The following is a 13,408-nucleotide window of genomic DNA, read 5'->3' as shown; positions in this document are numbered from 1 at the left end:
TGCTCGCGAAGCCGGCCCGCGCCGGCGCCCCTGTCCGCAACGGGGCGCCGGTGCGGGCCGGCGCTGTGCTTTACGACGCTCATGCGGCGGGCTCCGGGGCCTCATGCGGCCGGCCGCCTTGCGGGCCGGCCGATCGCCGGTCAGCGTTGTGGCCGGTCAGTGCTCTCGCCGGTCGGGTGACGCCGAAGCGAGAAAGTGGGAGCTCGCGGACAGGAGGCCCGCGAAGTCAATGATCTCTGGCGCCACTCCGGGCTCGTCCATGCCGAGATCGTGTCCGAAACCCGCGCGGAACGCACACGCGGGCACCTCACTTCGGACCGCGGATCAGATTGGCCAGCTTCCGCCCGATGAGAAGGTAGGCGAGGACGACGCCGACGGTGTTGAGGATGACGTCGTCGATGTCGAACGCCCGGCCCTGCACCATGAAACCCTGCGCGATCTCGACCGCGAACGAGATCAGGCCGGAGACGAGCGCCAGGCGCAGCGGTCCGCGCAGCCGGGAGACCAGCACCGGGAGCAGGATGCCGAGCGGGGCGAAGAGGACGAGGTTCCCGCCGAGCTGCCGGACCGCCTCCTTGATGCTGGGCTGGTCGAGGTAGAAGCGCAGGCTGTGGCCCGCGTCGGTGTTGCCGACCGCCTGGCCGTGGTCGTTGATCGGGCTGAGCGTGACGATCGCCGCCCAGTACGAGAACACGACGGCGATGCCGAGGGTGATGACGATGGCGACGACGCGTAGCGGGGTGACGTACCACGAGGTCTGCTCGGTCTTCTTCTTCGCTGAGGGACGTGACGTCGTCGACGTGGGCACGCTGTTATTTCCCTTCACTGTCTGTCTGATCGCGGCTGCAGCCTTCCTCCCCAAATGACGCGGATGTAAGCGGAGTCGGGGGTCTCAGTCCGACGACGTTCAGCGTTCCGGACGACGTCAGGGAATCGGGTCTTGGCCGACGTCATGCGAAGGGAAAACCGGTGCTCGCTCATCGCCCCTCAGACACTGGATTACAATGCGTGTACTTATCGTCACTCCGATGGATAGATAGGCCATGCCCACCTGGTTCGTCGAGCGGCCCGTAGGTGAGATGAGGCCTGGCGACCACGCATGGCTGCCGTTCTCGACCGGTGAAGAGCAGGAACATGTCATCGGCGCGTTCGTCTGGGACGGGCTGACGACCTCCAGCAAGGTCATCTACGTTGGTGACGCCCGGCCCGACACGGTGCCGGGTCTGCGGTATCGGCGGCGCATCGACCCGGTCCGCTACGTCGAGATCGGGCAGCTGCGCGTCATCTCCTGTGAACAGGCCCGCCTGAACCGCGATCACTTCGACCCGGACCGGATGCTGACGGTCCTGGAGCAGGAGATCGCCGTCTCGCTCGACCAGGGTTACCGCACCGTGCGCATCGTCGCGGACATGAACTGTGCGCTGCGGTCGCGCGGCGGCTCCGAGCTCATGCGCCTCTACGAGGACCGGCTCGAGGTCGTGGTCGCGCGGAGCACCTCGGCGATGGCGATCTGCCAGATCGACCGGGCCGACTGCGGACCGGCCGAGTTGATCACGCTCGAGGACACCCACGAGGTTCTCGCGGCCGCGAACCCGGAGTTCGACGACGGTGTGCTGCGGATCACGAAGACCTTCGCCCCCGCCGGTCTGAGGCTCGAGGGCGAGCTCGACGGGGCGCGGCACGCCGTCTTCGCCGAGGTGCTCGCCACGGCCACGAGCATGCAGGAAACGGTGCATCTGGACTTCGCGCGCGTGCGGTTCATCGACCTCGGCGCGCTGAACCTCCTCGCGACCCAGGCGATGCGGATGCCGAGCGGGCGGAGTGTCGTGCTCGACGACCTCCCGCCCGAGGTCGTGGGCGTCATCGAGATGGTGGGCTGGCATCGGCTTCCCGGCGTCTCGCTCGGGCGGCGGAAGCAACCCTGACCACCACGAGCGGGCTGTCGTCGCGGGACCCGACACACCCGATCCGGCGGTGCGGATTGTCGTAGGCGCACGGCACGATATATGCATGACGGACGCACCACACGCGACACCGGTCACCGACCAGGCCGCCTACGCCCAGGCCGTACAGACGGCCGTCGACGCGGCCGCCGCCTACTACGGCGCCGGTGACTCGTCCTTGGACGACGACGCCTACGACCGGCTGGTGCGCGGTATCGCCGCGTATGAGGAAGCCCATCCCGACGACGTGCTGCCGGACTCGCCCACCGGGAAGGTCGCCGGCGGCGCGGTCATCGGGGACATACCGCACACCACTCCGATGCTGAGCCTCGACAACGTCTTCTCCGTGGAGGGCCTCGCCGCGTGGGTGGCCGGGTTCGAACGCCGCCTCGACCGTCCGGTCGCCGCGTGGAGCGTCGAGCCCAAGCTCGACGGGCTCGCGGTGTCGGCCCGTTACCGGGGCGGCCGGCTCGTGCAGCTGGTGACCCGCGGTGACGGCACGGCGGGGGAGGAGGTGTCCCACGCGATCGGAGCCATCCTCGGTCTGCCGGCGGAGCTGTCGGAGCCGGTGACGGTGGAGATCCGTGGCGAGGTGCTGATGACGTCGGCGCAGTTCGAGGCCGCGAACGTCACCCGCGTCGAGCACGAGGGCGTGCCGTTCTCCAATCCCCGTAGCGGCGCCGCCGGCACACTGCGCGCGAGGGAGCGGACCTACCGGGTCGAACTGACGTTCTTCGGATACGGGGCGCTGCCGCTCCCACCGGACGACGCCTCCGACCTGGCCACCCGGCTGAGGGAGCTGCCGCACAGCGAGATCATGCAAGTCGTCGCCGGCCTCGGCGTGCAGACCACCGCCGCCACGCCGGTCGCCGGGATCGTCTGCACCACGGTCGAGCAGGTGCAGGCCAGGGTCGAGGAGATCGCGGCACTGCGGGCAGAGCTGCCGTTCGGCATCGACGGCATCGTCATCAAGGCGGATCTGGCGGCCGACCAGGAGCAGGGCGGATTCAGTTCCCGGGCGCCCCGGTGGGCGATCGCCTACAAGCTGCCGGCCGTAGAGAAGATCACCCGGCTGGTCGACGTGGAGTGGAACGTCGGGCGGACCGGGATCATCGCGCCCCGGGCGGTGCTCGAACCGGTGCACCTCGACGGCTCCACCGTCACCTACGCCACTCTGCACAACCCGGCCGACATCACGCGCCGCGGCCTGATGCTGGGCGACCACGTGACGGTCTACAAGGCCGGTGATGTGATCCCCCGAGTCGAGGCGCCGGTGGTGCATCTGCGCACCGGGGAGGAGAAGGTGATCGACTTCCCATCGGAGTGCCCGCGGTGCGGAGGTGAGATCGACGCCTCCCAGCAGCGGTGGCGGTGCGCCCGCGGGCGCGCCTGCCACGCGGTGGCCTCGGTGAGCTACGCCGTCGGTCGTGACCAGCTCGACATCGAGACCCTGGGCGAGACCCGCATCGTCCAGCTCATCGACGCCGGGCTGATCAGCGACTTCGCCGACCTGTTCACCCTCACCCGAGACCAGGTCCTGACCCTGGACCGGATGGGGCCCACCAGTACCGACAACATGCTGGCGGCGATCGATCAGGCCAAGGCCAAGCCGCTCAACAAGGTCTTCTGCGCGCTGGGCATACGAGGGACCGGCCGGTCGATGTCGCGGCGGATCGCCCGCCACTTCGGCTCGATGGAGGCCATCCGCGCCGCCGGCGTCGAGGACTTCCAGCAGGTCGAGGGCATCGGCCCGGAGAGGGCGGCCATCCTCATCGAGGAACTGGACGAACTCGTCCCGCTCGTCGACAAGCTCGTCGCCGCGGGCGTCAACTTGACCGAACCCGGATTCGTCGAGGCCACCGCCGTGCCGGCCGATCAGGAGGACGGCTCCGTCACCGCGCCGCCGCTGACAGGAATGTCCGTCGTCGTCACCGGCTCGATGACCGGCGCGCTGGCCGAGCTGACCCGCACCGAGATGAACGAGCTCATCGAGCGTGCCGGCGGTAAGGCCTCATCGAGCGTCTCCGCCCGCACCTCGCTGCTGGTCGCCGGTGAGAAGGCCGGCTCGAAGAAGGACAAGGCCACCAAGCTCGGCGTGCGGATCGCGACCCCTGAGGAGTTCGCCGACCTCGTCCAAGACCTCATCTCCTGACGGCGGCCGTACGCGCATCGATCAGCCCTGAGCCGTGGGCCTGATGGCGAGTTCGTTGACGTCGACGTCGAGGGGCTGGCCGATGGCGGCGGCGGGGATGGCGATGCCAGGTCGGTAGCGCTGTAGACGGCTCGGACGGCCGGGGACGGCCGGCTTGGGTCACGCGGCCGTCATGGCTCGCTCGGCGATGCCGGTTCGCGCTTGCACGCGGCGGCGCGTTCGAGCAGCAGGGTGCGCTCGCGTTCATTCCTGGTGAGGGCGGCAGCGCGTTCGAACTCCTCCCTCGCCTCGTCGAGACGGCCCAGCTTGGCGAGGAAGTCCCCGCGCACGCTGGGCAGGAGGTGGTAGCCCTTCAGCGCGGGCTCTGAGGTCAGCTGGTCGACGAGTTCCAGCCCGGCGGCGGGCCCGACGGCCATCGTGAGCGCGACCGCGCGGTTCAGCTCCACGACCGGGGACGGCGAAAGCCGCGCGAGCGCCTCGTACAGTGCCGCGATGCGGGCCCAGTCGGTGTCCTCGGGGGCAGGTGCCCGCGCGTGGCAGGCGGCGATCGAGGCCTGGAGCGCGTACGGACCGAAGGCCCCGTCCAGGGTCTCGGCCCGCTCCAGCGCCGCGAGACCGCGGCGGATGAGCAGCAGATCCCAGCGGGTGCGGTCCTGGTCGAGCAGCAGCACGGGCTCACCTGACGGGCCGGTGCGGGCGGCCGAGCGGGAGGACTGGATCTCCATGAGGGCGACGAGGCCGTGCACCTCCGGTTCTCCGGGCATGAGCTCGGCGAGGATCCGGCCGAGCCGCAGGGCCTCCTCGCACAGGGCCGGCCGCATCCAGTCGTCACCGGCGGTCGCCGAGTAGCCCTCGTTGAACACCAGATAGATCACTTCGAGCACCGACGACAGGCGGTCGGTGAGCTCGGATCCCTGCGGGACCTCGAAGGGCACCTGCGCCTGAGCGAGGGTCCGCTTGGCCCGGACGATACGCTGGGCGACGGTCGGCTCCGTGACCAGGAACGCGCGCGCGATCTCATCGGTCTTCAGGCCACCGAGCAGACGCAGCGTGAGCGCGACGCGGGCCTCGGTGGACAGCACCGGATGGCAGGCAGTGAAGACCAGGCGGAGCAGGTCGTCTTCGATGTCATCGCTCAGGACCGCGTCGAACTCCGCCTGGGTCACGTCGGCGTCGGTCTCGATCCCGTGGCCGATCTCCTCGAGCTTGCGCTCGAGCCGCTCCTGGCGGCGCCACAGGTCGATCGCGCGACACTTGGCGATCGCCATGAGCCAGGCGCCCGGGTTTCGCGGTACCCCTTGCTCGGGCCACTGCTCGAGCGCGGCGACCAGTGCCTCCTGCGCGAGCTCCTCGGCGACCCCGACGTCGCCGACCATCCGCGCGAGACCGGCGATCACCCGCGCCGATTCGATTCGCCAGACCGCGTCGATCGCACGGTGGGCATCGGAAGCCGTCACGGCCACCCATCCCAGCATTCCGGTCCATGTCGCTGCAACAGCGCGAGCGGGATGAAGGCGCCGCTACCAGCGCCTCGACCCCGCGACCGCGACCCGGCGACCTTGCTCGGGTGGGCATGTCCGGAGACGCCGGCGGCCCGTGCGTGCCGTCCGGCCGCCGCCGCTCTCCCATTGTTCTCGAACCGCTGGATTCGGGTCGTGCCGTCGGTTCAGGTCGTGCCGTTCAGGCGTGCCGTCGGGTTCAGGCCGTGGCCACCTGGGCGCCACCGGACTGGGCAGCCTCGCCCGCCTCCGCCTGGCCGGCGGTCCCCGTCCCCGCGCCCGGGACGTCCTGCCGCGGCTCGTCGGCCGGAGGCCGGCCGGTCGGTCGGTCGGTCGGATGTGGCGGAGTCCCGACGCCGCGAGGACCGCGAGTGCGACGAACACGACGGCGCCGACGCCGGCGACGGCGGCGAGCCGGCTGGTGAACGCGCCGCCGGCGTCGTCGAGCAGGTCACGGCCGAGTGGTGCGGGCAGCCGCTGGGCCGCGACCGCGGCGGCGGTGATGCTCCCCCGCGCGGGCCCGGGCGACGTCGTCTGGGATCCCGGCGGGCAGCGCGTCGGCCAGCCCACTGCGGTAGGCGGCCGTGCCGAGGCTGCCAAGGGAGGCGACGCCGAATTCACCGCTGGTCTCCATGATCGATGCGACCGAGCCGGCCTTGTCGGGCGGGGTGGCGCCGAGCACGAGGTTCATCGTCAGCGCCATCGGCAGCGCGATCCCGCCGGACGCCAGGACGAGCCCGGTGACCAGCAGGACCGTCCCGTCGTCGCCGCTGACCCGGGTGAGGAGGCCGAAGCCGCCCGCCGCGATCGTCAGCCCGGCCGCCATGACGTACACGCGCCGGATGCGGGTCGCGAGCGCCGGAGTGATCATCATGCAGGCGGCCATCGCGACGTTCTGCGGAAGCAGCCACAGCCCGGTGTGCAGCGGTGAGAGTCCTACGACCACCTGCAGATACAGGGTCGAGAGCAGGGTGGCCCCAGCCATGACGATGCCGGTGAGCAGCCCGATGGCGAGCCCGGTGCTGAAGACGCCATCGCCGAACAGCCGCAGGTCGAGCAGCGGGTCGGTCAGCGTCCGCTGCCGATGGACGAACAGCACCGCGACCCCCCGCGCTGGCGGCAACGGGCACCGGCTGCCAGCCGCCTCGGGCCAGTTCCTTGAGGCCGTAGATGATCGGCAGGATGGCGGCCAGGGACATCGCCACGCTCGTGAGGTCGAGCCGCCCGGCGGCGGGGTCGCGGTACTCGGGCAGCAGCGCCGGCCCGGCCGCCAGCAAAAGGGCCATGAACGGGACGCCCATGAGGAATGCCGAGCCCCACCAGAAGTCGTCGAGGAGGATCCCGCCGACCAGTGGTCCGAGGGCCATGCCGCCCATGAAGCTCTCTTTCAGCTCTGCGCCGCCGGGCGGGTCAGGTGGTGAGGTGGTCGGCCAGGCGGTCGAAGAACTGCACCCAGCCGGCTTCGGCGCCCTTGGCGTGCTCTTCGCTGGTGTTGTATCCGGCCTGGTGGAACCGCATCTCCGTTCTGCCGCCGAGGTCGGTGAAGGTGACGGTGACCACCGACGCGAGGTCGCCCTTGTCGTTGTCCGGGTCACCGGTGGTGAACACCAGCCGCTCGGGCTCGACGGCCTCGCGGTAGAAACCGGCGATCGTGGCCTCCTGGCCCTCGGGGGAGACCATCCGGGCGCTCCACGCGGCCCCCGGAGTGGTGTCCAGCGAGATCGTCTCCTGCGGCGTCGTGAAACCCTTCGGGCCGAACCACTGGGAGAAGCGCGCCGGGTCGGTCCACGCCCGGAACACCCGCTCACGGGAAGCCTCGAAGGTGCGGGTGATGGTGAACTCGACGCTGGGGCCGGTGCTCTTCGTCTCGCTCATGACGGTGCCTCTTTCGCTAAGGTTCTCGGGTGTCGTGCTCGCGTGTGGCGCAACCATTCCACCGACAACTTTAGCTGTCAAGACCCTTGGATCTTTCGGAAATCCAGGCTCGTCCGAGCGAGGAGAGCCAACCTCGGCGCGTCACCACGGCGTCTTCACCGCGTCTCCACGGCGTCTTTGTCCCCGCTCCGGCCCCAGGTCTGCCGACGTGCCGGCTCAGCTCCAGATCGTCACGTACACGGGCGGACGGAACCGTGACGGCGGCACTCCCATGCCGGGAGTGCGCATGAGGTGCATGGCGTCGGGCGTACCGAGGAAGCGCCGGAACGCGCCCGCCAAGGGTGGCCGGCGGTCGGTCGCCAGCGTCGTGGCATGCCAGTGGATCTCCACGGGGGTGGCGGGAGTGTTGACGATCCGCAGCTCGCCGCGCTGGATCTGGTGTGCGACGAGGTGCGCCAGGGCGATGGCCAGGCCCGCGCCGTCGGCGGCCGCCGCCCAGGCGGCGGTCTGGTTGGGATAGACGCGGATCCTGTCGTCCGGGACGTTCAGCCGCCGCAGCAGCCGGCTCGTCTCGCTCTCGGGATCGGTGCCCGACGGGTCGACCAGCCAGGTCGGGCGCGGCGACGGGCCGGTGCCGACGGCGACGAGCCGGGTACGGAAGATCGGCTCGCTCAAGAGGTCGGGATGGTCGCCGAGATACGGCCCGAGGGCCACGTCGGCGAGCCGGCCCTGCAGCAGCACGGGTATCTCCCGGCTGGTCACGACCCCAGCGCTTCCCTCGACGGACCGGGGCGATCGGCGGCCGAACGTGTCGAGCAACGGGGTGGCGACGAACTCGGCGATGGCGGTGGTCGCCACCACACGGAGCATCTCCGGCGCCCCCTTCGCCGCCCGGACGGCCGCCTCGGCCTCCGCCCCGAGAGCCACCATCTGCGAGGCGACCGGCAGCAGCCGGGTGCCGCCCTCGGTCAGGGTCATCCCGCCCTGCCCCCGCACGATCAGCCGGTCGCCGAGATGCTGCCGCAGTGCGGCCAGGGCCTGGGAAACCGCGGGCTCGCTCACGCCGAGGGCCCGGGCCGCGTCCTTCACCGATCCGAGCCGGGCGACGAGCACGAACGCACCCAATTGGGAGAGGGTCATGCGACCCAGTGTGAAGTGGTGTTTCGATCTCGTTAAGGCTTCTCTTATTTCGCTGTTGTGAGCCCGGCTACCAAGGGTGAGAATCCGCTCACGCCGACTCCCCGAGGGGACGCCATGCAGGTTCCCGCACAGTTCGAGTACGAAAGAGCGACCAGCGTCGAGGACGCGCTCGCCTTCCTGGCCCGGCACGGTCCCGAGGCCAGAGTGGTCGCCGGCGGACACAGCCTCATCCCCATGATGAAGCTCCGCCTCGCCCAACCCGACGCCCTCATCGACATCAACGACGTCGACGAGCTGTCCTACATCCGGATCGACGGAGACCACCTGTGCCTGGGCGCGCTCGTCCGGCACGCCGAGCTGCTCGACTCCGCGGTCGTGGGCGAGCACTTCGCCGTCTTCCACGACGCCGAGCGGGTCATCGCCGACCCGATCGTCCGCAACCGCGGCACGATCGGCGGATCCCTCTGCCAGGCCGACCCCTCCGAGGACCTCTCGGCCGCCTTCGCCGCCGTGCACGCGCTCGCGGTGATCCGCGGACCGGACGGCAGCCGTACCGTGCCGATCCGCGAGTTCCACACCGGGCCGTACGAGACCGCGGTCGAACCGGGCGAACTGCTGACCGAGCTCAGGGTGCCGATCCGGCCCGGCGGCTCCAGCGCGTACGAGAAGGTCGAGCGGCGGGTGGGCGACTGGCCACTGGCCGCCGCGGGCGCTGCCCTCTGGCTCGAGGACGGACGGATCGCCGAGGTGGGCATCGGGCTCACCGCCGTCGGGGCGGCGCACTTCGTGGCCGTCGAGGCCGAGGAGCACCTCAGGGGCGCGGAGCCGTCGGAGGAGGCCTTCGCCGAGGCCGGGCGCATTGCCGCCGAGCACTGTGACCCGGGTTCCGACCAGCGCGGGCCGGCCGATTACAAGCGGCACCTGGCCGGTGAGCTGACCGCCCGCGCGCTGAGCCGGGCATTCGAACGCGCGATGGGAAGGTCCCGCACATGAAGATCACCGTGACGGTCAACGGGGAGCAGTACACCCGCGAGGTCGAACCCCGCCTGCTGCTCATCCACTTCCTGCGCGACGAGCTCGGGCTCACCGGCACCCACTGGGGCTGTGACACCTCCAACTGCGGTGCCTGCGTGGCCTGGCTCGACGGCGTACCGGTGAAGTCGTGCACCGTCCTCGCCGTCATGGCGGCCGACAAGGAGGTGCGCACGGTCGAGGGGCTCGAGCGCGGCGGCGAGCTCGACGCCGTCCAGAAGGGCTTCGCCGAGTGCCATGGGCTTCAGTGCGGTTTCTGCACGCCCGGGATGCTCATGACGTCGCGCTGGCTGCTCGACCACCACCCGGACCCCTCCGAGACCGAGATCCGCGAGGCCATCTCGGGCCAGATCTGCCGGTGCACCGGTTACGAGAACATCGTGCGGGCGGTCCGATGGGCGGCCGAGCACCCGTCCGACGAAGAGGTGACGGCATGACCGAGACACAGGAACGTCACCACGGGTTCGGCTCGATGCGGCGCAAGGAGGACGCGCGCTTCATCCGCGGCAAGGGCAACTTCATCGACGACATCCGCCTGCCCGGCATGCTGTACGGCGCCGTACTGCGCAGCCCGCACGCGCACGCCCGGCTGGTGTCCGTCGACACCAGCGCCGCCGAGGCGCATCCCCAGGTCAAGGCCGTCATCACCGGTGCCACGCTGGCGGGCCTGAACCTCGCCTGGATGCCGACCCTGTCAAACGACGTGCAGGCCGTGCTCGCGACGGACAAGGTGCGCTACCAGGGGCAGGAGGTCGCCTTCGTCATCGCCGACAACCACTACGCGGCCCGCGACGCCCTCGAGCTCATCGACGTCGAGTACGAGGCGCTGCCACCGGTCGTCGACGCGCGCCGCGCGCTCGACGACGACGCCGCCGTCATCCGCGACGACGTGGAGGGACGCACCGACAACCACATCTTCGACTGGGAGGCCGGCGACCGGGACCGCACGAACCAGGTGTTCGACGGCGCCGAGGTGGTCGTCGCCCAGGACATGCTGTATCCCCGGGTGCACCCCGCGCCCCTGGAGACCTGCGGCATCGTCGCGGACATGGACAAGGTGACCGGCAAGCTCACCGTCTGGACGACCACGCAGGCGCCGCACGCACACCGCACGGTGTACGCGCTCGTCGCCGGGCTGCCCGAGCACAAGATCCGGGTGGTCGCTCCCGACATCGGCGGCGGCTTCGGCAACAAGGTCGGCATCTACCCGGGCTACGTGTGCGCCATCGTCGGCTCGATCGTGGCCGGCAAGCCGGTGAAGTGGGTCGAGGACCGCTCCGAGAATCTCATGACCACGTCGTTCGCCAGGGACTACCACATGCACGGCGAGATCGCCGCGACCCGGGACGGGCGGATCCGCGGGCTGCGGGTCAAGGTGCTCGCCGACCACGGCGCGTTCAACGGCACCGCACAGCCGACCAAGTTCCCCGCCGGCTTCTTCCATGTCTTCACCGGGTCGTACGACATGGAGGCGGCGCACTGCGAGGTCACCGGCGTCTACACCAACAAGGCCCCGGGCGGCGTCGCCTACGCCTGCTCCTTCCGGATCACCGAGGCGGCCTATCTCGTCGAGCGCATGATCGATGTGCTCGCCCTCGAACTGGACATGGATCCGGCGGAGCTCCGGCTCAAGAACCTGCTGAAACCCGAACAGTTCCCCTACCAGTCCACCACCGGGTGGGAGTACGACTCCGGCGACTACCCGCGCACGCTCCGGCTCGCCATGGACATGGCGGGCTACGAGGACCTGCGCAGAGAACAGGCCGAGCGGCGCGAGAGCGGCACCGGGCCGCTCATGGGCATCGGGATCAGCTTCTTCACCGAGGCGGTCGGCGCCGGACCCCGAAAGCACATGGACATCCTCGGTCTGGGCATGGCCGACGGCGCCGAACTGCGGATCCATCCCACGGGCAAGGCGGTGCTGCGCATCTCCGTACAGACCCAGGGGCAGGGGCACGAGACGACCTTCGCCCAGATCGTCGCCCATGAGCTCGGCATCCCCGCCGACGACGTCGAGGTGGTGCACGGCGACACCGACCAGACGCCGTTCGGGCTCGGCACGTACGGTTCGCGGTCCACGCCGGTGTCGGGCGCCGCGACCGCCGTCGTCGCCAGGAAGGTGCGCGACCGGGCCCGCATCGTCGCGGGGGCCATGCTGGAGGCCGCCGTTGAGGACCTGGAGTGGGAGCCGGGCCGCTGGTTCGTCCGCGGAGATCCCGGCTCGGGCGCGACGATGCAAGAGATCGCCATGGCCGCGCACGGCGCTCTCGAACTTCCCGAAGGCGTCGAGGGCCATCTCGACGCGACCACCGTCTACAACCCGCCCAACCTCACCTTCCCGTTCGGCGCGTACATCTGCGTCGCCGACGTCGACCCGGGAACCGGCAAGGTCACCGTGCGGCGCTTCATCGCGGTCGACGACTGCGGGGTGCGCATCAACCCGATGATCGTCGAAGGGCAGGTGCACGGCGGGCTGGCCGACGGGGTCGGCATGGCGCTCATGCAGGTCATGGCCTTCGACGAGGACGGCAACCATCTCGGCGCCTCGTTCATGGACTACCTGCTGCCCACCTCGATGGAGTGCCCGTCGTGGGAGCTGGGCCAGACCGTGACCCTCTCGCCGCACCACCCGCTGGGCGCCAAGGGGGTGGGAGAGTCGGCCACCGTCGGCTCGCCCGCCGCCATCGTCAACGCCGTCGTCGACGCGCTCAAGCCCTACGGCGTGCGGCACGCCGACATGCCGCTCACCCCGGCCAACGTCTGGCGGGTCATCCAGGGCCGCCCGTTCCGTACGGATCTCGCGATCCCGTGACGGCGATCCCATGACCGCGTTGTCCGTGCGCACCGACCGGTTGCGCACCGACCGGACACCGTTCGTCCTGGCCACGGTGGTGCGCGCCGAGCGCCCCACCAGCGCCAGGACGGGCGACCGGGCCCTCGTGCTGCCCGACGGCACGCTGGAGGGTTTCGTCGGCGGCACCTGCGCCGCCTCGACCGTACGCACACAGGCGCTGCGGCTGCTCGAATCGGGCGAGTCCACGCTGCTCCGGATCACCCCCGAGCCCGAGGAGCAGAACGCAGAGGGCATGTTGAGCGTCACGAACCCCTGCCTGTCCGGAGGCACCCTCGACATCTTCCTCGAGGCCGTGATCCCGCCGACGCTGATCCAGGTGTTCGGCGACGGGCCCGTAGCACGCGCGCTCGTCGATGTGGGGGCCGCGACCGGCTACGACGTGCGCCCGGCCGAGAGCCCGGCGACGCCGATCACGCCCGATGCCGCCGCGGTGGTCATCGCCTCGCACGGGCGCGACGAGGACGACGTGCTCAACGCCGCGCTGCGAGCGGAGGTGCCCTACATCGGGTTGATCGCGAGCCCTCGGCGCGGCGCGGCCGTCATCGAGCGGATCGAGGGAGGGCGACGCGTGCGGACGCCGGCCGGGCTGGACATCGGCGCCCGCACCGCGCCCGAGATCGCGTTGTCGGTCATCGCCGAGATCGTGTCCGTCCGGCCCCGGCCGGTGGCCCGCCCAGCGACTCCAACGGTCGGACAGGCAGGGTCGGCCGGACAGGCAGGAGCGGCCGGACAGGCGGGTCCCGCGCCGGTCGTCGCGGCGCAGCGGGCGATAGACCCGGTGTGCGGCATGGAGATCGTGGTCACGACGGCCACGGCGCAGCTCGAACACGCGGGCCGTGTCTGGTCGTTCTGCGGGCCCGGCTGCGTCCACGCCTTCATCGACGATCCCGATCGCCACACTCCGTAGCGTGGC

General features: G+C 70.6%; 11 protein-coding genes. 6 read left to right on the top strand and 5 right to left on the bottom strand.

Going from position 1 to position 13,408, the window contains the following annotated elements:
- Window positions 1-307: 307 nt before the first annotated feature.
- Entirely contained in the window at window positions 308-808 is a 501-nt protein-coding gene (locus tag HKK72_RS17955; RefSeq protein WP_315987312.1) for a VanZ family protein, read from the bottom strand.
- A gap of 235 nt (window positions 809-1,043) precedes the next feature.
- On the opposite strand from HKK72_RS17955, the gene HKK72_RS17950 reads away from it, so the two are divergent.
- Window positions 1,044-1,925, top strand: a complete 882-nt coding sequence (locus HKK72_RS17950; protein ID WP_187235528.1) for an MEDS domain-containing protein — start codon at window positions 1,044-1,046, stop codon at window positions 1,923-1,925.
- A gap of 85 nt (window positions 1,926-2,010) precedes the next feature.
- Window positions 2,011-4,095: an NAD-dependent DNA ligase LigA gene (gene ligA / locus HKK72_RS17945; protein ID WP_187235527.1), complete on the top strand. Its 2,085-nt coding sequence runs from the start codon at window positions 2,011-2,013 to the stop codon at window positions 4,093-4,095.
- Window positions 4,096-4,265: 170 nt separating this feature from the next.
- Here the strand turns inward: ligA and HKK72_RS17940 are convergent, their stop codons facing one another.
- From HKK72_RS17940 to HKK72_RS17925, 4 genes are all read right to left on the bottom strand, one after another.
- Window positions 4,266-5,552 carry an RNA polymerase sigma factor gene (locus HKK72_RS17940; RefSeq protein WP_315987311.1) on the bottom strand — a complete coding sequence of 429 codons (1,287 nt, stop codon included), beginning with the start codon at window positions 5,550-5,552 and terminating at the stop codon, window positions 4,266-4,268.
- A gap of 493 nt (window positions 5,553-6,045) precedes the next feature.
- A complete protein-coding gene (locus HKK72_RS17935; protein ID WP_187235525.1) occupies window positions 6,046-6,693 on the bottom strand; it encodes an MFS transporter in 648 nt (215 codons plus the stop codon).
- A gap of 311 nt (window positions 6,694-7,004) precedes the next feature.
- Complete coding sequence (locus HKK72_RS17930; protein WP_187235524.1) at window positions 7,005-7,469, bottom strand: SRPBCC domain-containing protein; 465 nt, start codon at window positions 7,467-7,469, stop codon at window positions 7,005-7,007.
- A gap of 216 nt (window positions 7,470-7,685) precedes the next feature.
- Entirely contained in the window at window positions 7,686-8,609 is a 924-nt protein-coding gene (locus HKK72_RS17925) for a LysR family transcriptional regulator (RefSeq protein WP_187235523.1), read from the bottom strand.
- 114 nt (window positions 8,610-8,723) lie between these two features.
- On the opposite strand from HKK72_RS17925, the gene HKK72_RS17920 reads away from it, so the two are divergent.
- The 4 genes from HKK72_RS17920 to HKK72_RS17905 are packed head-to-tail and all read left to right on the top strand — an operon-like array spanning window position 8,724 to window position 13,402.
- Window positions 8,724-9,602, top strand: a complete 879-nt coding sequence (locus tag HKK72_RS17920; protein WP_187235522.1) for an FAD binding domain-containing protein — start codon at window positions 8,724-8,726, stop codon at window positions 9,600-9,602.
- Window positions 9,599-10,078, top strand: a complete 480-nt coding sequence (locus HKK72_RS17915; RefSeq protein ID WP_187235521.1) for a (2Fe-2S)-binding protein — start codon at window positions 9,599-9,601, stop codon at window positions 10,076-10,078. Before HKK72_RS17920 ends, HKK72_RS17915 begins: the two co-directional genes overlap by 4 nt.
- Window positions 10,075-12,453, top strand: a complete 2,379-nt coding sequence (locus HKK72_RS17910; protein ID WP_187235520.1) for an aerobic carbon-monoxide dehydrogenase large subunit — start codon at window positions 10,075-10,077, stop codon at window positions 12,451-12,453. Before HKK72_RS17915 ends, HKK72_RS17910 begins: the two co-directional genes overlap by 4 nt.
- Window positions 12,454-12,463: 10 nt before the next feature.
- Window positions 12,464-13,402, top strand: a complete 939-nt coding sequence (locus tag HKK72_RS17905) for an XdhC family protein (protein ID WP_187235519.1) — start codon at window positions 12,464-12,466, stop codon at window positions 13,400-13,402.
- Window positions 13,403-13,408 lie beyond the last annotated feature (6 nt).

This window comes from Actinomadura sp. HBU206391 (assembly GCF_014323665.1).
Taxonomy (GTDB): Bacteria; Actinomycetota; Actinomycetes; order Streptosporangiales; family Streptosporangiaceae; genus Actinomadura_C.
This window is presented reverse-complemented; position numbering and strand designations above follow the sequence as displayed.

What these genes read in the sequence shown, in the direction of transcription:
- HKK72_RS17905 (WP_187235519.1), top strand. Translation starts at nt 12,464, where the DNA reads ATGACCGCGTTGTCCGTGCGCACCGACCGGTTGCGCACCGACCGGACA.
- HKK72_RS17930 (WP_187235524.1), bottom strand. Translation starts at nt 7,469, where the DNA reads ATGAGCGAGACGAAGAGCACCGGCCCCAGCGTCGAGTTCACCATCACC.
- HKK72_RS17950 (WP_187235528.1), top strand. Translation starts at nt 1,044, where the DNA reads ATGCCCACCTGGTTCGTCGAGCGGCCCGTAGGTGAGATGAGGCCTGGC.
- HKK72_RS17925 (WP_187235523.1), bottom strand. Translation starts at nt 8,609, where the DNA reads ATGACCCTCTCCCAATTGGGTGCGTTCGTGCTCGTCGCCCGGCTCGGA.
- ligA (WP_187235527.1), top strand. Translation starts at nt 2,011, where the DNA reads ATGACGGACGCACCACACGCGACACCGGTCACCGACCAGGCCGCCTAC.
- HKK72_RS17920 (WP_187235522.1), top strand. Translation starts at nt 8,724, where the DNA reads ATGCAGGTTCCCGCACAGTTCGAGTACGAAAGAGCGACCAGCGTCGAG.
- HKK72_RS17915 (WP_187235521.1), top strand. Translation starts at nt 9,599, where the DNA reads ATGAAGATCACCGTGACGGTCAACGGGGAGCAGTACACCCGCGAGGTC.
- HKK72_RS17910 (WP_187235520.1), top strand. Translation starts at nt 10,075, where the DNA reads ATGACCGAGACACAGGAACGTCACCACGGGTTCGGCTCGATGCGGCGC.